The 19,367-nt window shown below is 56.5% G+C and carries 19 protein-coding genes; 15 read left to right on the forward strand and 4 right to left on the reverse strand.

Annotation, left to right across the window (positions count from 1 at the left end):
• Positions 1 to 67: 67 nt before the first annotated feature.
• A complete protein-coding gene (gene flgA / locus BFV63_RS08090; protein WP_045345744.1) occupies positions 68 to 727 on the reverse strand; it encodes a flagellar basal body P-ring formation chaperone FlgA in 660 nt (219 codons plus the stop codon).
• Between the two features lie 157 nt (positions 728 to 884).
• Here flgA and flgB point away from each other — a divergent pair, with 157 nt between their 5' ends.
• The 11 genes from flgB to flgL all read left to right on the forward strand — a co-directional run bounded on the left by flgB (position 885) and on the right by flgL (position 10,742).
• Positions 885 to 1,301 carry a flagellar basal body rod protein FlgB gene (gene flgB, locus BFV63_RS08095; RefSeq protein WP_003857999.1) on the forward strand — a complete coding sequence of 139 codons (417 nt, stop codon included), beginning with the start codon at positions 885 to 887 and terminating at the stop codon, positions 1,299 to 1,301.
• Between the two features lie 3 nt (positions 1,302 to 1,304).
• A complete protein-coding gene (gene flgC, locus BFV63_RS08100; RefSeq protein WP_003857997.1) occupies positions 1,305 to 1,709 on the forward strand; it encodes a flagellar basal body rod protein FlgC in 405 nt (134 codons plus the stop codon).
• An 11-nt stretch (positions 1,710 to 1,720) separates the two neighbouring features.
• Positions 1,721 to 2,431: a flagellar hook assembly protein FlgD gene (flgD, locus tag BFV63_RS08105; protein ID WP_003857994.1), complete on the forward strand. Its 711-nt coding sequence runs from the start codon at positions 1,721 to 1,723 to the stop codon at positions 2,429 to 2,431.
• A gap of 26 nt (positions 2,432 to 2,457) precedes the next feature.
• Positions 2,458 to 3,666, forward strand: a complete 1,209-nt coding sequence (flgE, locus tag BFV63_RS08110) for a flagellar hook protein FlgE (RefSeq protein WP_003857992.1) — start codon at positions 2,458 to 2,460, stop codon at positions 3,664 to 3,666.
• A 20-nt stretch (positions 3,667 to 3,686) separates the two neighbouring features.
• A complete protein-coding gene (locus tag BFV63_RS08115) occupies positions 3,687 to 4,442 on the forward strand; it encodes a flagellar basal body rod protein FlgF (RefSeq protein ID WP_048240989.1) in 756 nt (251 codons plus the stop codon).
• A gap of 11 nt (positions 4,443 to 4,453) precedes the next feature.
• Positions 4,454 to 5,236: a flagellar basal-body rod protein FlgG gene (flgG, locus tag BFV63_RS08120; RefSeq protein WP_000625853.1), complete on the forward strand. Its 783-nt coding sequence runs from the start codon at positions 4,454 to 4,456 to the stop codon at positions 5,234 to 5,236.
• Between the two features lie 57 nt (positions 5,237 to 5,293).
• The gene (gene flgH, locus BFV63_RS08125; RefSeq protein WP_003857987.1) at positions 5,294 to 5,992 is read left to right on the forward strand and encodes a flagellar basal body L-ring protein FlgH; all 699 of its coding nucleotides are present in this window, start codon (positions 5,294 to 5,296) and stop codon (positions 5,990 to 5,992) included.
• Between the two features lie 12 nt (positions 5,993 to 6,004).
• Positions 6,005 to 7,102, forward strand: coding sequence for a flagellar basal body P-ring protein FlgI (locus tag BFV63_RS08130; protein WP_003857984.1), 1,098 nt, complete (start codon positions 6,005 to 6,007; stop codon positions 7,100 to 7,102).
• A complete protein-coding gene (gene flgJ / locus BFV63_RS08135; protein ID WP_017384732.1) occupies positions 7,103 to 8,056 on the forward strand; it encodes a flagellar assembly peptidoglycan hydrolase FlgJ in 954 nt (317 codons plus the stop codon).
• 75 nt (positions 8,057 to 8,131) lie between these two features.
• Positions 8,132 to 9,772 (forward strand): flagellar hook-associated protein FlgK, encoded by a 1,641-nt coding sequence (gene flgK, locus BFV63_RS08140; RefSeq protein WP_003857979.1) that lies wholly within the window; start codon positions 8,132 to 8,134, stop codon positions 9,770 to 9,772.
• Positions 9,773 to 9,788: 16 nt separating this feature from the next.
• Positions 9,789 to 10,742 carry a flagellar hook-associated protein FlgL gene (gene flgL / locus BFV63_RS08145; RefSeq protein ID WP_003857977.1) on the forward strand — a complete coding sequence of 318 codons (954 nt, stop codon included), beginning with the start codon at positions 9,789 to 9,791 and terminating at the stop codon, positions 10,740 to 10,742.
• 77 nt (positions 10,743 to 10,819) lie between these two features.
• Here flgL and BFV63_RS08150 read toward each other — a convergent pair whose 3' ends face one another.
• Complete coding sequence (locus tag BFV63_RS08150; RefSeq protein ID WP_003857976.1) at positions 10,820 to 12,031, reverse strand: MFS transporter; 1,212 nt, start codon at positions 12,029 to 12,031, stop codon at positions 10,820 to 10,822.
• A 109-nt stretch (positions 12,032 to 12,140) separates the two neighbouring features.
• Here BFV63_RS08150 and BFV63_RS08155 point away from each other — a divergent pair, with 109 nt between their 5' ends.
• On the forward strand, positions 12,141 to 13,079 hold the full coding sequence (locus BFV63_RS08155; protein WP_088196741.1) for a LysR family transcriptional regulator: 939 nt from the start codon (positions 12,141 to 12,143) through the stop codon (positions 13,077 to 13,079).
• A gap of 40 nt (positions 13,080 to 13,119) precedes the next feature.
• Here BFV63_RS08155 and rne read toward each other — a convergent pair whose 3' ends face one another.
• A complete protein-coding gene (gene rne, locus BFV63_RS08160) occupies positions 13,120 to 16,236 on the reverse strand; it encodes a ribonuclease E (protein WP_045350113.1) in 3,117 nt (1,038 codons plus the stop codon).
• Between the two features lie 570 nt (positions 16,237 to 16,806).
• On the opposite strand from rne, the gene rluC reads away from it, so the two are divergent.
• The gene (gene rluC, locus BFV63_RS08165; RefSeq protein ID WP_003857970.1) at positions 16,807 to 17,754 is read left to right on the forward strand and encodes a 23S rRNA pseudouridine(955/2504/2580) synthase RluC; all 948 of its coding nucleotides are present in this window, start codon (positions 16,807 to 16,809) and stop codon (positions 17,752 to 17,754) included.
• A gap of 95 nt (positions 17,755 to 17,849) precedes the next feature.
• Here the strand turns inward: rluC and BFV63_RS08170 are convergent, their stop codons facing one another.
• On the reverse strand, positions 17,850 to 18,434 hold the full coding sequence (locus BFV63_RS08170) for a Maf family protein (RefSeq protein WP_032628189.1): 585 nt from the start codon (positions 18,432 to 18,434) through the stop codon (positions 17,850 to 17,852).
• A gap of 140 nt (positions 18,435 to 18,574) precedes the next feature.
• Here BFV63_RS08170 and yceD point away from each other — a divergent pair, with 140 nt between their 5' ends.
• Together yceD and rpmF are read left to right on the forward strand one after the other, a co-directional pair.
• Positions 18,575 to 19,096, forward strand: coding sequence for a 23S rRNA accumulation protein YceD (yceD, locus tag BFV63_RS08175; RefSeq protein WP_003857966.1), 522 nt, complete (start codon positions 18,575 to 18,577; stop codon positions 19,094 to 19,096).
• 16 nt (positions 19,097 to 19,112) lie between these two features.
• A complete protein-coding gene (rpmF, locus tag BFV63_RS08180; RefSeq protein WP_003857964.1) occupies positions 19,113 to 19,286 on the forward strand; it encodes a 50S ribosomal protein L32 in 174 nt (57 codons plus the stop codon).
• Positions 19,287 to 19,367: the final 81 nt, after the last annotated feature.

Raw genomic sequence — 19,367 nt, forward strand, 5'->3', positions numbered from 1 at the left:
GCGTTTGCGCCTGACATCATCATTTGTTGAATATTTATCGGCAGTCGCCGCGAAATCTTTAAAAAGATTACAGGTTAATCAGAATATTCCCATCAGGACCGACCGTGCCGCTGACCACCTGGCCTGAGGACATTCTGACCCGGGCATTTTGCGCCACTGCGGCATTATTCAGCGCTTTTCCTTCGCTGTTGATACTAAAGCCTTCGCCATTGGCGACCACCATCACCTGTTGTCCCGCTTTCACCCGCCATGCCTGGCGCAGCATGGATAGCTGTATCGCCTGTCCAGGGGCGACATCGCGCAGGCTGACCGCCTCCTGAGCCTGGTTAATGTCCAGCATCGTCCGCGGTGGAAGCTGATCCAGACGGCCTCGCTTCAGCGTTACGCTGTCAGGTTGCAGCAGGCTGCCTCGCGGAATCGGAACGGCGGCGACAACATAATTGCCCGTCGCCTGTACCGCAACCTGTAAATACCGTTTTTCATTGGCGCAACGCGCCAGCACGTTCACGTTACCCCATAACTTTGTGCTGCCGGTCACGCTAAATGACGGGGCTTCGCAGGAAGGGTAAAGGTTAGGCGGGGTGCGCACGGTCACGCGTACGTGATCGCTGAAACCGGCCAGCTTCTGCGCAAAGAATGCATTGAGCTGGTCCTCTAACCCCTCAGCCTGCACCAGAGGGCTCAAAAGCAGTAGGGTCGCCGCCAGGCCACGTTTAAAAGTCCGCATCGCACGTTCCACCATGTCCAGAATTAAGCAAATTCTACCCGCAGTGGTTTTCCATCAACGCAACAAATAGCGACGCATTTTGCGCTTATTCCGTCGATAAGGGAGACGCCTTGAGATTTAAGCTGTGAACTGAAATTTTCTCATCAGCGGAGGAGACATGCTCGATAAACTCGACGCCGCGTTACGTTTTCAGCAGGAAGCGCTCAATTTACGCGCCCAGCGGCAGGAGATTTTAGCCGCCAATATCGCCAACGCGGATACCCCCGGGTATCAGGCGCGCGATATTGATTTTTCCAGTGAACTCAAAAAAGTGATGGAGCGTGGACGTGCCGAAGGAACGGGTGTCTCACTGGCCCTGACATCCTCACGTCATATTCCCGCTCAAGCGATGACCGCGCCAACGACCGACCTGCTTTACCGTATTCCCGATCAGCCCTCGCTTGATGGTAACACCGTCGACATGGACCGGGAGCGCACACAGTTTGCCGATAACAGCCTGCAATACCAGACAGGCCTGACGCTACTCGGCGGGCAAATTAAAGGCATGATGACCGTCCTACAGGGGGGCAATTAGTAAATGGCCTTGCTGAATATTTTTGATATCGCCGGTTCGGCATTAACGGCGCAGTCTAAACGACTGAACGTGGCCGCCAGTAACCTGGCCAACGCCGACAGCGTGACAGGCCCTGACGGGCAACCGTATCGCGCTAAACAGGTTGTCTTCCAGGTTGATGCTGCACCGGGTGCGGCAACGGGCGGCGTAAAAGTGGCGGACGTGGTTGAGAGCCAGGCACCCGACAAGCTGGTTTACGAGCCAGGCAACCCGCTCGCGGATGCCAGCGGCTACGTGAAAATGCCGAACGTGGATGTGGTCGGGGAGATGGTGAACTCCATGTCCGCGTCGCGCAGCTACCAGGCAAACGTCGAAGTGCTTAATACCGTGAAGAGCATGATGCTCAAAACACTCACTCTCGGCCAGTAAAGGAGACACGCATGTCCATCGCCGTAAACGTGAATGACCCGACAAATACCGGCGTCAATAGCACCAGCAGTGCGACCGGTTCCAGCTCTCTCACCGGCAGCAATGCCTCCGATTTACAGAGCAGCTTCCTGACCCTGCTGGTGGCGCAGCTGAAAAATCAGGACCCGACCAATCCGATGCAGAACAACGAACTGACCACGCAGCTTGCGCAGATCAGTACCGTCAGCGGCATTGAGAAACTGAACACCACGCTCGGCTCGGTCTCCGGTCAAATCGATAATAGCCAGTCCTTGCAGGCCGCCAACCTGATCGGTCACGGGGTGATGATCCCGGGGACCACGATTCTGGCGGGCACCAGCACTACCGATGGCACGTCCACCACCACCACGACGCCGTTTGGCGTTGAGTTGCAGCAGCCGGCCGACAAAGTCACCGCCACAATCAAAGACGCCAGCGGCAACGTGGTGCGCACGATTGAGATTGGCGAGCTTAAAGCGGGCGTTCATACCTTTACCTGGGATGGCAGCCTGACCGACGGCACTAAAGCGCCTAACGGCTCGTATCAGGTTGCGATTAGCGCCAGCAACGGCACCACTCAGCTGGTGGCTCAGCCGCTACAGTTTGCCCTGGTTCAGGGCGTCATCAAAGGTAGCGATGGTAACAAACTGGATTTGGGTACCTCCGGTACCACCACACTCGACGAAGTTCGGCAGATTATCTAAGCCTTCATACTTATCAGGAGTAAGTCATGGCCTTTTCTCAAGCGGTCAGCGGCCTGAATGCTGCGGCCACCAACCTGGACGTCATTGGCAACAACATCGCCAACTCCGCGACCTATGGTTTTAAATCCGGTTCTGCGTCTTTTGCAGATATGTTTGCAGGCTCTAAAGTGGGCCTGGGCGTGAAGGTGGCGGGTATCACCCAGGACTTCACCGACGGGACGACCACCAACACCGGTCGCGGTCTGGACGTCGCCATCAGCCAGAACGGTTTCTTCCGTATGGTGGATGCCAACGGTTCCGTATTCTACAGCCGCAACGGCCAGTTCAAGCTGGATGAAAACCGTAACCTGGTGAACATGCAGGGGCTTCAGTTAACCGGTTATCCGGTTGCCGGCACGCCGCCTACGGTGCAAACCGGTGCGAATCCGCAGGCGATCTCCATCCCAACGACGCTGATGGCGGCGAAGTCCACCACCACGGCCTCTCAGCAGATCAACCTGAACTCCACCGATACTGCACCAACCGTCGCCTTCGACCCGGCCAACCCTGACTCTTACAACAAGAAAGGCACCGTGACGGTGTTTGACAGCCAGGGTAATGCGCACAACATGAACCTGTTCTATGTCAAAAACGCGACGCCAGCTAACTCCTGGAAGGTGTATTCCCAGGACGGCAGCGTAGCGGGAGATGCAGCGAAACTGGCAACCACGCTGACCTTTAATGCGAGCGGCGTGCTGACGGGTGGCGATGATATCAAGATCACAACGGGCACCGTTCCGGGCGCGACGCCAGCCACGTTTGACATGAGTTTCGCCAACTCCATGCAACAGAATACCGGTGCGAACAACATCGTGGCGACGAGCCAGAACGGTTATAAGCCGGGCGATCTGGTGAGCTACCAGATCAACGATGACGGTACCGTTGTCGGTAACTATTCGAACGAACAGACCCAGGTGCTGGGCCAGATCGTGCTGGCAAACTTCGCCAACAACGAAGGCCTGAAATCCGAAGGGGACAACGTCTGGTCTGCCACGCAGTCTTCCGGTGTTGCCCTGCTGGGTACTGCGGGTTCCGGTAACTTCGGCACGCTGACCAACGGCGCGCTGGAAGCCTCTAACGTCGATCTGAGTAAAGAGCTGGTGAACATGATCGTCGCGCAACGTAACTACCAGTCCAACGCGCAGACCATCAAAACCCAGGATCAGATCCTTAACACGCTGGTTAACCTGCGTTAAGCAGCTGACGGGAAAGCGCAATGGATCACGCAATATATACAGCGATGGGCGCAGCAAGCCAGACGCTCAACCAGCAGGCTGTTACCGCCAGCAACCTGGCGAACGCCTCCACGCCAGGTTTTCGTGCGCAGCTCAACGCGCTGCGTGCGGTGCCGGTAGAAGGGCTGTCATTGCCCACGCGTACGCTGGTCACCGCTTCCACCCCGGGCGCCGACATGACGCCAGGCCAGATGGATTACACCGCGCGTCCGCTGGACGTTGCCCTTCAGCAGGACGGCTGGCTGGCGGTGCAAACGGCTGACGGCGGGGAAGGGTATACCCGCAACGGTAATATCCAGGTGAGCGCCACCGGGCAGCTGACGATTCAGGGGCATCCGGTGGTGGGCGAAGCCGGTCCGTTGACGGTGCCGGAAGGGTCAGAGCTGACCATTGCGGCAGACGGGACGATTTCGGCGTTAAACCCGGGCGACCCGGCTAACACCGTTGCGCCTGTCGGTCGTCTGAAGCTGGTGAAAGCGGAAGGCAACGAAGTGCAGCGTGGCGATGACGGGATGTTCCGTCTGACCCAGGCGGCGCAGGCCACGCGTGGCGCCACGTTACAGGCCGACCCGACCATCCGCGTGATGTCCGGCGTGCTGGAAGGCAGTAACGTCAAACCGGTAGAAGCCATGACCGACATGATCGCCAGCGCCCGCCGCTTCGAAATGCAGATGAAAATTATCAGCAGCGTCGATGAAAACGCAGGCAAGGCTAACCAACTTCTGGCTATGAGTTAACAGGACTCCCTATGATCAGTTCTTTATGGATCGCGAAAACCGGTCTGGACGCACAGCAAACCAATATGGATGTGATTGCCAACAACCTGGCAAACGTCAGCACCAATGGTTTCAAGCGCCAGCGTGCGGTTTTCGAAGATTTGCTTTATCAAACGATTCGTCAGCCAGGGGCGCAGTCTTCTGAGCAAACCACGCTGCCGTCCGGTCTGCAAATTGGTACCGGCGTGCGCCCGGTTGCCACCGAGCGTCTGCACAGCCAGGGCAACCTGTCCCAGACCAACAACAGTAAAGACGTTGCCATCAAAGGTCAGGGTTTCTTCCAGGTGCAGCTGCCTGACGGGACCTCCGCCTATACCCGCGATGGTTCGTTCCAGGTGGATCAGAATGGTCAGCTGGTGACAGCGGGCGGCTTCCAGGTTCAACCTGCGATCACCATCCCGGCGAACGCGCTGAGTATCACCATTGGTCGTGACGGTATCGTCAGCGTCACTCAGCAAGGTCAGGCCGCGCCGGTCCAGGTTGGACAGCTCAATCTGACGACCTTCATGAACGATACCGGGCTGGAAAGCATCGGTGAGAACCTCTACACCGAAACGCAGTCTTCCGGCACGCCAAATGAAAGTACCCCGGGCCTGAACGGGGCGGGGCTGCTGTATCAGGGGTATGTGGAAACCTCGAACGTTAACGTGGCGGAAGAGCTGGTGAATATGATCCAGGTCCAGCGCGCCTATGAAATTAACAGTAAAGCAGTGTCGACGACCGACCAGATGCTGCAAAAACTGACGCAACTCTAAGGTGTAGCCCGGTGCGGTAAACGTCGCACCGGCTCCCTGTTTTCGAAGATGAAGGCAATGCAAAAAAACGCGGCGTTTCGTTATCCGATCCTGACTGTTCTGGCCGTCACCCTCAGCGGGTGTGCCTGGATCCCGTCTAAACCATTGGTACAGGGTGCGACTACCGCCCAACCCGTTCCCGGCCCCGCGCCGGTGGTGAACGGCTCTATTTTCCAGACCGCGCAGCCGATTAACTACGGTTATCAGCCGCTGTTTGAAGACCGTCGTCCGCGTAACGTTGGCGATACGCTGACCATTGTGTTGCAGGAAAACGTCAGCGCGAGCAAGAGCTCGTCGGCGAACGCCAGCCGCGACGGCAAAACCAATTTTGGTTTCGACACCGTACCGCGCTATCTGCAAGGGCTGTTCGGCAACGCCCGTGCGGATGTGGAAGCCTCCGGCGGCAACACCTTTAACGGTAAAGGTGGCGCGAACGCCAGCAATACCTTCAGCGGAACGCTGACGGTAACGGTTGACCAGGTTCTGGTGAACGGCAACCTACACGTGGTGGGCGAAAAACAGATCGCCATTAACCAGGGTACGGAATTCATTCGTTTCTCCGGTGTGGTTAACCCTCGCACTATCAGCGGCACCAACACCGTACCGTCCACCCAGGTGGCGGATGCGCGCATTGAGTACGTCGGCAACGGCTACATCAACGAAGCGCAAAATATGGGCTGGCTGCAACGCTTCTTCCTTAACCTATCGCCGATGTAAGCGAGGTGACCTATGTATAAATTTCTCTTCGCCGTGGCGCTGTCGCTGGTCGCTACCGTTGCGCAGGCCGATCGCATACGCGATCTCACCAGCGTGCAGGGCGTGCGCGAAAACTCCCTGATTGGCTATGGCCTGGTGGTGGGGCTGGATGGGACGGGTGACCAGACGACCCAGACGCCGTTCACCACCCAGAGCCTGAACAACATGCTCTCGCAGCTCGGTATTACCGTACCGGCCGGGACCAACATGCAGCTGAAAAACGTGGCGGCCGTGATGGTGACCGCGTCTTATCCGGCCTTTGCGCGTCAGGGGCAAACCATCGACGTGGTTGTCTCGTCGATGGGTAATGCCAAAAGCCTGCGTGGCGGTACGTTGCTGATGACGCCGCTGAAAGGCGTTGACAGCCAGGTGTATGCTCTGGCGCAGGGCAACATTCTGGTTGGCGGAGCAGGCGCGTCGGCGGGCGGCAGCAGCGTGCAGGTGAACCAGCTGAACGGGGGACGTATTACCAACGGCGCGATCATCGAACGTGAGCTGCCGACCCAGTTCGGCACCGGCAACACCATTAACCTGCAACTGAATAACGAAGACTTTACGATGGCGCAGCAGATCGCTGACACCATCAACCGCAGCCGGGGCTACGGCAGCGCCACCGCGCTGGATGCCCGCACCGTGCAGATCCGCACGTCAACCGGCAGCAGCAACCAGGTGCGGATGCTGGCCGATATCCAGAATATGGAAGTGAACGTGCCGGTTCAGGATGCGAAAGTCATTATCAACTCCCGTACCGGCTCGGTGGTGATGAACCGCGAAGTGACGCTGGACAGCTGCGCCGTGGCGCAGGGCAATCTCTCCGTCACGGTTAACCGCTCGGCCAACGTCAGCCAGCCGGATACCCCGTTTGGTGGCGGTCAGACGGTAGTGACCCCGCAAACGCAGATTGATTTACGACAGAGCGGCGGTTCGTTGCAGAGCGTGCGCTCCAGCGCCAACCTGAACAGCGTGGTGCGTGCCTTGAATGCGCTGGGTGCAACGCCAATGGATCTGATGTCCATTCTGCAATCCATGCAAAGTGCAGGCTGCCTGCGCGCTAAACTGGAAATCATCTAAATGCTGACCGATAGCAAACTGTTGACCAGTGCCGCCTGGGATGCCCAGTCGCTCAACGAGCTGAAAACCAAAGCGGGCAAGGATCCGGCGGCGAATATCCGCCCGGTTGCCCGTCAGGTGGAAGGCATGTTCGTGCAGATGATGTTGAAAAGCATGCGTGAAACTCTGCCGAAAGACGGCATGTTCAGCAGTGATTCCACGCGGCTTTACACCAGCATGTACGATCAGCAGATTGCCCAGCAAATGACCGCCGGAAAGGGGCTCGGCCTGGCGGACATGATCGTGAAGCAGACCGCAGCCGCTCAGGGACTCCCGCCTGAAGAGGCCCCGCCGCAGGTGCCGCTGAAGTTTGATCTGGAAAAGGTGACCAGTTATCAAAATCAGGCGCTAACGCAGATGGTGCGTAAGGCGATGCCGAAGCCGGCAGAAACGCGTGACGAGCCGCTCTCCGGCGACAGCAAAGACTTCCTGGCGCAGCTCTCCCTGCCGGCGCGTCTTGCCAGTGAAGAGAGCGGCGTGCCGCACCATCTGATTCTGGCGCAGGCGGCGCTGGAGTCGGGCTGGGGGCAACGTCAGATCCGCAGGGAGAACGGCGAGCCGAGCTTCAACATCTTTGGCGTGAAGGCCACCTCCAGCTGGAAAGGGCCGACCACGGAAATCACCACCACCGAATATGAAAACGGTGCGGCAGTGAAGGTGAAAGCCAAATTCCGCGTCTACAGCTCGTATCTGGAAGCGTTGTCGGATTATGTCGGGCTGCTGAGCCGGAACCCGCGCTACACTGCGGTGACCCAGGCCGCCACGCCAGAGCAGGGCGCTCAGGCATTACAGAATGCCGGCTACGCGACCGATCCAAACTATGCACGCAAGCTGACCAGCATGATCCAGCAGCTGAAATCCATGTCTGAGAAGGTCAGTAAAGCGTATAGCACAGATCTCGAAAATCTGTTCTGAAAGTTCTCAAGTCCCGGAGGAGGTTGCCGATAACCTTCATCAGGACTCGTGTCTGAACGTATAAAAGGAACCCCCATGTCCAGTTTGATTAACAGCGCCATGAGTGGCCTCAGTGCTGCGCAGTCGGCACTCAATACCGTCAGTAATAATATTTCAAGCTACAACGTGGCAGGTTATACCCGCCAGACCACCATTCTGGGGGCATCAAACAGCACCCTGACCGGTGGTGGCTGGGTGGGTAACGGGGTCTATGTCTCCGGCGTTCAGCGTGAATATGATGCGTTTATCACCAACCAGCTGCGTGCGGCGCAGAACCAGAGCAGTGGGCTGACCACGCGCTACCAGCAGATGTCAAAAATTGACGACGTGCTGTCGGATACCACGAACTCGCTTTCTGCCAACCTCCAGGATTTCTTTAAAAGCCTGCAAACGCTGGTGAGTAACGCAGAAGATCCGGCTGCACGCCAGACGGTGCTCGGTAAGGCGGATGGTCTGGTAAACCAGTTTAAAACCAACGATCAATATCTCCGCGATCAGGATGCGCAGGTCAATACGGCGATTTCTACCAGCGTCGATCAGATCAATAACTATGCGAAGCAGATTGCTAACCTTAACGATCAGATCTCCCGGCTGACTGGCGTAGGGGCGGGCGCATCCCCGAACGAACTGCTCGATCAGCGCGATCAGCTGGTGAGTGAACTGAACAAGATTGTCGGTGTGGACGTTACCGTACAGGACAGCGGCACGTATAACATCTCTATCGCCAACGGTTACACCCTGGTACAGGGCAGCAACGCAAGTCAGCTGGCGGCGGTGAAATCCAGTGCGGACCCAGCGCGTACAACGATTGCGTATGTGGATGCCGCAGCAGGCAACGTGGAGATCTCTGAAAAACAGATCACCACGGGGTCGCTTGGAGGGCTGTTAACGTTCCGTTCTCAGGATCTGGATCAGGCGCGAAACACCCTCAACCAGATGGCGCTGGCGTTTGCGGATGCCATGAATACCCAGCACCAGGCGGGCTTTGACGCCAACGGAGATAAAGGCGGCAAGCTGTTTGATTTTGGCTCCCCGGCAGTGCTGAGTAACGGCAAAAACACCGGAAGCGCGTCCGTTACGGCAACGATGACGGACAGTACCAAGGTCCAGGCGACAAATTACAAAGTTGAGTATAACGGTACTGACTGGACAATCACGCGTCTGTCGGACAACACCAGCTTCACGGCCAAGCCTGACGCCAGCGGTAATCTTTCGTTTGATGGTCTTAACGTTAAGATTAGCGGCTCAGCCAATAATAAAGACAGTTTCATCGTCAAACCGGTGAATGACGTCATTGTGAATATGGACGTTGCGATCAGCGACGAATCCAAACTGGCGATGGCCTCCGCGCAAGGAAGCGGCGAAAGTGACAATACCAATGGCCAGAAGCTGCTGGATTTGCAGAGCGCTAAGCTGGTGGGGGGGAACAAAACCTTTAACGATGCTTATGCCGCGCTGGTCAGTACGGTGGGCAGCACCACGGCGTCGCTGAAAACCAGCAGCGAAACCAAAGTTAACGTGGTGACGCAGCTGACCAAACAACAGCAGTCAATCTCCGGGGTTAACCTGGATGAAGAGTATGGCAACCTGCAACGCTATCAGCAGTACTATCTGGCGAATGCGCAGGTGCTGCAAACGGCGAGCACGCTGTTTGATGCATTGATCAATATCCGCTAAGGCTGAGGCATAAAAAATGCGTATTAGTACTCAAATGATGTATGAGCAAAGCATGCGCGGCGTGACGAACTCCCAAAGTCTCTGGCTCAGCTACGGCGAGCAGATGTCTACGGGGAAGCGCATCAATCGTCCATCTGACGATCCGATTGCCGCTTCGCAGGCCGTTGTGCTCTCTCAGGCACAAACGCAAAACAGCCAGTATGCGCTGGCGCGCTCCTTCGCTACGACGAAAGTCTCGCTGGAAGAGAACGTGTTATCGCAAGTGACAACCGCTATCCAGGCTGCTCAGGAAAAGATTGTCAATGCGGGCAACGGTACGTTAAGTGACGATGACCGCGCTTCGCTGGCCACGAACCTGCAAGGTATTCGCGATCAGCTCATGAACCTGGCTAACAGCACGGACGGTAACGGCCGCTATATTTTTTCCGGTTACAAGACCGAAGCGGCGGCTTTCGACCAGACTACGGGTGATTATAAGGGCGGCGGAACGCCAATCAGCCAGCAGGTTGACTCCGCGCGCACGATGCAAATCAGCCATACGGGCACTGAAGTTTTCGATAGCTTCACCAGCAATGCGAAGCCAGAGCCAGATGGTAGTAAACCGGAAACGAATTTGTTCAAGATCCTCGACTCCGCAATTGAAGCGCTGAATACGCCGATTGGGGAGGATGAAACGAAAGCCGAGGCGTTTACGGCGGCTATTGATAAAGCCAACCGTGGCCTGAGCAACTCCCTCAACAACGTGCTGACCGTGCGCGCCGACCTCGGCATCAAGCTGGATGAGCTGGGCAAGCTGGACGCTCTGGGTGAAGACCGCGCGCTGGGTCAGACCCAGCAGATGAGTAACCTGGTTGACGTGGACTGGAACTCGGTGATTTCGTCCTACACCATGCAGCAGGCGGCGTTGCAGGCCTCGTATAAAGCCTTTAGCGATATGCAGGGTATGTCTTTGTTCCAGATGAACAGATAAGACTCTGACCTGTTTAACATGTCTTGAAACTGGGCATGTTTTGACTGCCCAACCCGTCCGGGTTGGGCATTTTTTTTTTACACACTTTCTGCCTGTGCGGACAGCACCCGGGCGCTTTCAATCACTCTGATAGCCAGCGCAATGGCACCACACAGGGTTGCCAGAGCCACCACGCCAGACCAGCCTGCCAGCGTGTAGATATTGCTGCCTAATGCCGAACCCAGCGCCATTCCGATGAAAATGACGGTAAACAGCAGGGCGTTCAGGCGTCCGCGGGCCTGCGGCTCAAGGCTGTAGACCAGATTCTGGTGGGCCACGAGGCTGGACTGCAAGCCGAGATCGAAACCGACAGCGGAGAGGGCAATCAGGATCAACTGACCGTGTATACCCAGTGCCGGCATCAGGAACATCAGGGCAAACGAGAGGGTCACCAGCGCGGCACCCAGTTGGGTGACTTTACCGGCGCCCAGCTTATCTGCCAGACCACCTGCCAGCGGTGCGGCCAGCGCGCCAGCGGCTCCGGCAATACCAAATCCACCAGCCACGGCGCTGCCAAGGTGATACCGTTCCAGCAGCATGACCGCCAGCGTTGACCAGAATGCGCTAAAGGCAATCGACAGAAAACCCTGGGCCAGCGCGGCCCGACGCAGCGCCGGGTAGCGGCGCCAGAGGTGTTCCATGGAGCGCATCAGCGCCGGGTAGCTCAGCGTGGAGTGAACGGCGAAGCGGGGAAGCACGGCCCACATGACCACGCCGACAAAGGCAATACTTGCGGCGGCCAGCTGATACATCACCCGCCAGCCAAAGGCTTCACCCACCACGCCGCTCACGGTTCTGGAGAGCAAAATCCCCAGCAGCAGGCCGGTCATCACCGTGCCGACCGTTTTTCCCTGTTTGCCTTCCGGCGCGAGGATCGCTGCGGCCGGGACAATATCCTGCGCCATGGTGGCGGCCATGCCAATCAGCAGGCTGGTGAGCAGCAGGGAGTGCAGTTGTCCGGTCAGGCTACAACCCAGCAGGAACAGCGCCAGAGCCGCACTTTTTATCAGGATCAGCGTTCTGCGATCATGACGATCGCCGAGCGGCAGCAGAAACAGGATACCTAAGGCATAACCCGCCTGGGTAAGCGTCGGGACCATGCCCATGCCTTCGATACTCAGGTTCAGGTCTGAGCCCATCAGCGGCAGCAGAGGCTGGGCATAATAGATGGATGCCACGCTAAAGCCCGCACCGAGCGCCAGCATTAAGATTACCCAGCGGCTTACGGCCCGGGTGGTAGTTGTGTTCATAAGATGTTCCTCATTCGTCGTGTGCGGCTATTTTTTATCAGTACGCCTTGCGACGGTAGCGGGCGCGGTGGTAAAACGCTTATACGTGTAGCGTATGGATGGAAATGGTATGAAAAGGCCTGAGCGTATAGATCGGGTAGAACTGATGCGAACGTTTGTTCGCATTGTGGAGGCGGGGTCTCTTTCTGCGGCAGCACGTCAGCTGGCAACAACCCAGGCAACGGTGAGCCGACGGTTGCAGTCGCTTGAGACCATGCTGGGAGTACGCCTGATGCTGCGCACAACCCATACGACCCGGCTGACCGATGACGGCGAACGCTGCTATCAGCATGCCCGACGGGTGATTGACAGCTGGCTGGCGCTGGAAGACGAGGTAGGGCAGACGGAAGATGAACCGGTTGGGGTGCTGAGGGTGCGCGCCCCGCACGCGTTTTGCCAGGATCAGCTTCTTAAACCGTTAACCGAATTTTTGCAGCGCTATCCCCAGCTTTCTGTTGAGTGGATGCTCAACGATCGCTCGGTTGATTTCCTCGGCGACAACCTTGACTGTGCTATTCGGGTGGGTGTGGAAGTCGATCCGGCAACCGTGTCCGTGCTGCTGGCTGAAGTGCCGCGCTCGGTGGTGGCTTCACCGGAATTACTGGCCCGTTATCCCGCGGTTAAAACGCCGGAAGATTTGCAACAGCTTCCCTGGATTGCCATCAGCTCTTTTTATCAACGCCATGTGGAGCTTTTCCACGATGCATCATCTGCCCCGACGCGGGTTACCATTACGCCACGCCTGAGTACCGACAGCCTGTATGTGGCGCGCAATACGGCACTCACCGGGCTAGGCGTTGCGGTGGTATCCAGCTGGACAGTACAGGATGATATTCAGGAAGGACGACTGGTGCATCTACTGCCAGAGTGGCAGCCGGCAGCGCTACCGGTACATCTGGTTTACCCCTGGTCTCGTTATTATCCGGCGCGCTTGCGGCGTTTTCTGGAGCTGATGCGGCAGATAATGCCGGAGGTTACCGGAATGAGAAAGCCCCTGCAACAGCCATAAAAAAGCCGACCCGAAGGTCGGCTTTCAGTATTAGCGTGCGTTATTCAACAGGCTGAGGACGAGTAGCTGGCGCAGTAGCCATGTGCGTTGCACTGTGACCACCGGCAGCACCTTTGCCTTCGAAGTTGAATGCCGGACGAACCCAGTCGCTATGGCGTGGCGCTTCAGGTACATACTCAGGTGCCGGGGCGCGAGTCATCGGCGCGGTAGCAACGTGAGCAGGCGCTACAGCTGCAACGACCTCAATCGGCTCTGATTTCACTTCAGGCGCTTTGACCTCTTCGACAACAGGTTCAACCTGAATCTCGACGTCCTGAACAACCTCTTCAGTCACCGTTTCGACGGCAACGTCTGCGGTCTCTTCTGCTGCGGAGACTGGCTCAGCGTCTTCCGCGACTTCTTCAGCCACCACGGTATCTTCTTCGGCAATGATCTGCGGAGCGGCATCAACCGGCGCAGCAATGACTTCAGGATGAGTCGTTTCCACTTCCACAGCCTGCGGTGCCGCCGTGTCAACAACCTGCGGTTCAACCACGGTTGCCGCTTCAGTCACGACGTCTTCCACCGCTGCTACCGGTGCAATCACCTCTTGGGTCACAGCCTGTTCTTCAATAGCCTGCTCCGGGCGAGCAACCGGATAACGGATCCAGACTTTACCGGATGCCATCTCTGGTGACGCACACGCCACGGTCAATGGCATTGGCGACTGAGTTGGGTAACGCTCGTCACGGTAACGACGACGACGCTGACCGCTCACGCGCAGATGACGCGGAGAACGACGGGAGCGACGCGGCATACCTGCGTTGTCACGGTTTTCGCTGCTTTCGTCCTGCTCAACCTGATTTTCTACTACGGCTGGCAGGTCAACTTTCGCAACCTGTGTACCCGTTGTGCTTTCTGCTGCTTCAACCGCGATAACGTCGTTTTCTTCCGCCTGAACAGCACCCACACGCACTTTCTGGGTCAGCTGACGCTGCTTACGACGCGGCATAACCTGAGTACGCTCTTCCTGCTCCGTGTCCTGCTGTTCAACAGGCGCTTCGCGGTTCAGGTTTTTGACTTCCTGCTGGGCCTGGCGTTTCTCGTCGTTACGACGACGGTTACGCTCACGGCGAGGTTGCTGCTCGTCACGCTGTTTGCTCTTCTCGGACTCATCGCCCGCCTGCTGGCGAATCTCACGATCTTCAACGTTCTGCTGTTGCTTCTCGCGACGGTTGCGACGGTTGTCCTCGCGTTGTTCACGACCTTCGTTGTTCTCGGAACGATTATCACGGCGCTCGTTACGATCGCTACGGTCGTTGCGGTCATTACGATCGCGACGATTGTTCTGACGCTTACGACGGTCCTGCTGACGCTCTGGTTTCGCTTCTTTTGGCGCTTCTTTCGGCTGCTCAGGCTGAACTTCTTCGCCAGCGAACATTTTTTTCAGCGCGCCGAAGATGCGGCTCAGGAGACCCGGCTGCTCAGGCTGCGCTTTTGGCACGGCAGGGGCCGCCTTTTGCACGGCAGGTTTTGCCGCTGGTTTTTCCAGCGTCGCTTCCGGCGGGGCTTCCGGCATGATGAAGGTTGCTAATGCAGGCTGCTCAGGCAGTTTACGCTCGGCAGGCTCTTCATCCGATGGCAGCGCCATTTCTTCTTCATGCAGCTTCGGTAGCAGGTAGCTGAGGGTGCTTGTCTCTTCACCTTTACGCACGCGCAGCACGTGATAGTGCGGGGTCTGCATCTCGTCGTTTGGCACGATGATGCAGCGAACGCCGCCCTGTCGCGCTTCGATTGCGCTCACCGCTGCACGTTTTTCGTTCAGCAGGTAGGAGGCAATCGGCACCGGAACAATGGCGTGAACCTCTTTGGTGTTCTCTTTCAGCGCTTCTTCTTCAATCAGACGCAGAATAGAGAGGGAGAGCGATTCATTGTCACGCACGGTACCTGTCCCGGAACAGCGCGGGCAGACGTGATGGCTGGACTCGCCGAGTGACGGGCTCAGACGCTGACGGGACATTTCCAGCAGGCCGAAGCGCGAGATATGGCTAATCTGGATACGCGCGCGATCCTGGCGCACCGCTTCACGCAGACGGTTTTCAACCGCACGCTGGTGGCGAACCGGGGTCATGTCGATGAAGTCGATAACAATCAGACCACCCAGGTCGCGCAGGCGGAGCTGGCGGGCGATTTCATCAGCGGCTTCTAGGTTGGTGTTGAAGGCGGTCTCTTCGATGTCGCCGCCGCGGGTTGCACGCGCGGAGTTGATGTCGATAGCGGTCAGCGCTTCGGTGGTATCGATAACGATAGAACCGCCGGACGGCAGACGCACTTCACGCTGGAAGGCAGACTCGATCTGGGATTCAATCTGATAGTGGCTGAACAGCGGGATTTCACCGGTGTACAGTTTAATTTTGCTGGTGAAATCCGGGCGACCCAGCGCGGCGATGTGCTGGCGAGCCAGCTCAAGCACTTTCGGGTTATCAATCAGAATTTCACCGATGTCCTGACGCAGATAATCACGGAAGGCACGCACAATGACGTTGCTTTCCTGGTGGATCAGGAACGGAGCAGGACGGCTTTCAGCCGCTTTCTTGATGGCTTCCCAGTGCTTCAGACGGAAGCTCAGGTCCCACTGCAATGCTTCGGCAGATTTGCCGACGCCTGCGGTGCGCACGATAAGGCCCATGCCGTCTGGTAGCTCAAGACTTGCCAGCGCTTCTTTCAGCTCTGTACGGTCATCACCTTCGATACGGCGAGAGATGCCACCCGCACGCGGGTTGTTTGGCATCAACACCAGATAGCTTCCTGCCAGACTGATAAAGGTGGTCAGTGCGGCACCTTTGTTGCCACGCTCTTCTTTATCGATCTGGACGATAACTTCCTGACCTTCACGCAGAACATCTTTAATGTTCGGACGGCCATGGGAGTTGTAGTTTGCAGGAAAATATTCGCGGGCGATTTCTTTGAGAGGAAGGAAACCGTGACGCTCAGCACCGTAATCGACAAATGCAGCTTCAAGGCTTGGTTCAATGCGGGTGATTTTGCCTTTGTAAATGTTCGCTTTTTTCTGTTCGTGTCCAGGACTTTCGATATCCAGATCGTACAGGCGCTGCCCATCCACAAGGGCGACACGCAACTCTTCTTGCTGAGTTGCGTTGATTAACATTCTTTTCATCGTAACTTACTCGTTATTCTTACATTGACGACAAAGCTGCGGGCAAGGTGACGCTTTCCGGGGTATGAACCGATGGCCTCGTGTCTATTCACGTCGCCAACCTCACGGTTGTCGCTCGCTTAAGAGGCGCAGAGTGTCGGTTGCCTGTGTTTCATACGGAAACACAGCGCAATTATCAGGGGAATTGCCTGGGAAAACTCTCCAGAGAACAATCCTTATACCGGGAAGTACTGCAACCCGCAGCCCGCTAACTGCCTGAAAGATCAATACGTCTTACGCCATTGCTGCGTGGATGATCGGTCAGACAAAATTGGTCATTCCGTCGACATCCTTACAAAACCCGGATTTAACGCGGAAAACGGATTCATTATTCCACTGCTCGCCGGGTTATAGCAAGATGACTTTTACCAATTATCACCCGGTTACTCACAGTTTCTTCACTTCAACGGGGTGATTGGTTTAATAACCACCAAATCGATTGCGCGAAAGGGGAGCGGTCCGGATAAAAGTAAATATAAGCATAGAAAAATGAGTGGCGCTAATGCCTGACGCTATTTAGAATCGCCAACCATGAAAACAGAGACTCCAGCCGTAAAAATGGTTGCCATCGCCGACGACGAGGCGGGGCAACGTATCGATAATTTTTTGCGCACCCAGTTGAAGGGTGTGCCAAAAAGCATGATTTATCGCATCTTGCGTAAGGGCGAGGTGCGGGTGAACAAAAAACGCGTGAAGCCAGAGTATAAGCTCGAGGCGGGCGATGAAGTCCGCATTCCACCGGTACGTGTTGCAGAGCGTGAAGAAGAGGTCGTTTCTCCGAAGCTGCAAAAAGTCGCGGCCCTGAGCGACGTTATCCTTTATGAGGACGACCACATTCTGGTGCTGAATAAACCGTCCGGAACGGCGGTACACGGGGGGAGCGGCCTGAGCTTCGGCGTGATTGAAGGGTTACGCGCGCTGCGCCCGGAAGCGCGTTTCCTCGAACTGGTTCACCGTCTTGACCGTGATACCTCTGGCGTGCTGCTGGTGGCGAAAAAACGTTCTGCGCTGCGTTCACTGCATGAACAGCTGCGCGAAAAAGGGATGCAGAAAGATTATCTGGCGCTGGTGCGCGGCCAGTGGCAGTCCCACGTGAAAGTGGTGCAGGCGCCGCTGCTGAAAAATATTCTGCAAAGCGGCGAGCGCATTGTTCGTGTTAATCAGGAAGGGAAACCGTCTGAGACGCGCTTTAAAGTTGAAGAGCGCTACGAATTCGCCACGCTTGTGCGCTGTAGTCCGGTGACGGGGCGTACTCACCAGATTCGCGTCCATACCCAGTTTGCGGGCCATCCGATTGCGTTTGATGACCGCTATGGCGATCGCGAATTTGATAAGCAGCTGGCGGGGACGGGGCTATCGCGTCTGTTCCTGCATGCGGCAGCGCTTAAGTTCACCCATCCTAATACCGGTGAAGTTATCCGTATTGAAGCGCCGCTGGATGAGCAGCTCAAACGCTGTCTGAAAGTTCTGCGCGGCTGATTTTGTGCCGGGTGGCGCTGCGCTTACCCGGCCTACATGTTTTTCTCCCTCTCCCACAGGGAGAGGGCCGGGGTGGGGGCATCAGGCCGCAACGGTCACATCGTCAGCGGATTACACTCTTCTCGCCTTAACATCTGGCACAGCGCAATCAGCGGCAACCCCACCAGCGTATTGGGATCGCGGCCATCGAGCTTGTCGAACAACGCAATCCCTAGCCCTTCACTTTTAAAGCTCCCTGCACAGTTCAGCGGACGTTCCCGACGCACATAATCCATAATCTCCTGTTCGCTAAGATGACGGAAGTGCACATCAAACGGCTCGCACTCGGTTTGCAGATGACCGGAAGCAGAATTATAAAGCGCCAGGCCGGTATAAAAGGTTACGATACTGCCTCGCGCACGCAAAAGCTGCTGACAGGCGATTTCTTCCGTATACGGTTTGCCGGTGATTTCGCCGTCCAGCACACAAACCTGATCGGAGCCTATAATCAGATGAGCGGGGTAACGTACGGCCAGCGACTGTGCTTTCTCTTTCGCGAGACGGGTCACCAGATGACGCGGTGACTCGCCCGGCTGTGGCGTTTCATCCACCTCCGGCGCAGCGCATTCAAACGGGATCCCGAGCTTTTCCAGCAGCATTCGGCGATAAGGTGAAGTGGAAGCAAGGACGAGATTTGGCATATTTTTATCACCAGATATAGCGTATCGATGCCAGCCATTTTAAACTACAGGCCGCAATGTGTGCGAATAATTGGCAAAAGGCAGCTCTGGTTGCCTTTTTCTTTGACTCTATGACGTTACAAAGTTAATATGCGCGCCCTATGCAAAAGGTAAAATTACCCCTGACTCTTGATCCGGTTCGTACGGCTCAAAAACGCCTCGATTACGAAGGAATCTATTCTTCCGATCAGGCTGAGCGTATTGCCGAATCTGTAGTCAGTGTGGACAGTGATGTAGAATGCTCCATGTCGTTCGCTATCGACAACCAGCGTCTCGCCGTGTTAACCGGTGATGCAAAGGTGACGGTAACGCTCGAATGTCAGCGTTGCGGGAAACCGTTTGTACAGCATGTTCACACAACGTATTGTTTTAGTCCGGTTCGTTCTGACGAACAGGCTGAAGCACTCCCGGAAGCGTATGAGCCGATTGAGGTTAACGAATTCGGTGAAATCGATCTTCTGGCGCTGGTTGAAGATGAAGTCATCCTCTCCCTGCCAGTCGTTCCGGTGCATGATTCTGAACACTGTGAAGTGTCCGAGGCGGACATGGTCTTTGGGGAACTGCCTGATGAAGCGCAAAAACCAAACCCATTTGCCGTATTAGCCAGCTTAAAGCGTAAGTAATTGAGGAGTAAGGTCCATGGCCGTACAACAGAATAAACCAACCCGTTCCAAACGTGGCATGCGTCGTTCCCATGACGCGCTGACCGCAGTTACCAGCCTGTCTGTAGACAAGACTTCTGGTGAGAAACACCTGCGTCACCACATCACCGCTGACGGTTTCTACCGCGGCCGCAAGGTTATCACTAAGTAATCACGCGTCAGCGTGATTAGGCTTAGTGAGGAACTTCCCCGTGCAAACGGGGAGTTTACCGAACCAGGCTGCGACGATACC

The sequence above is a fragment of the Enterobacter hormaechei subsp. xiangfangensis genome (assembly GCF_001729785.1).
GTDB classification, from domain to species: Bacteria; Pseudomonadota; Gammaproteobacteria; order Enterobacterales; family Enterobacteriaceae; genus Enterobacter; species Enterobacter hormaechei_C.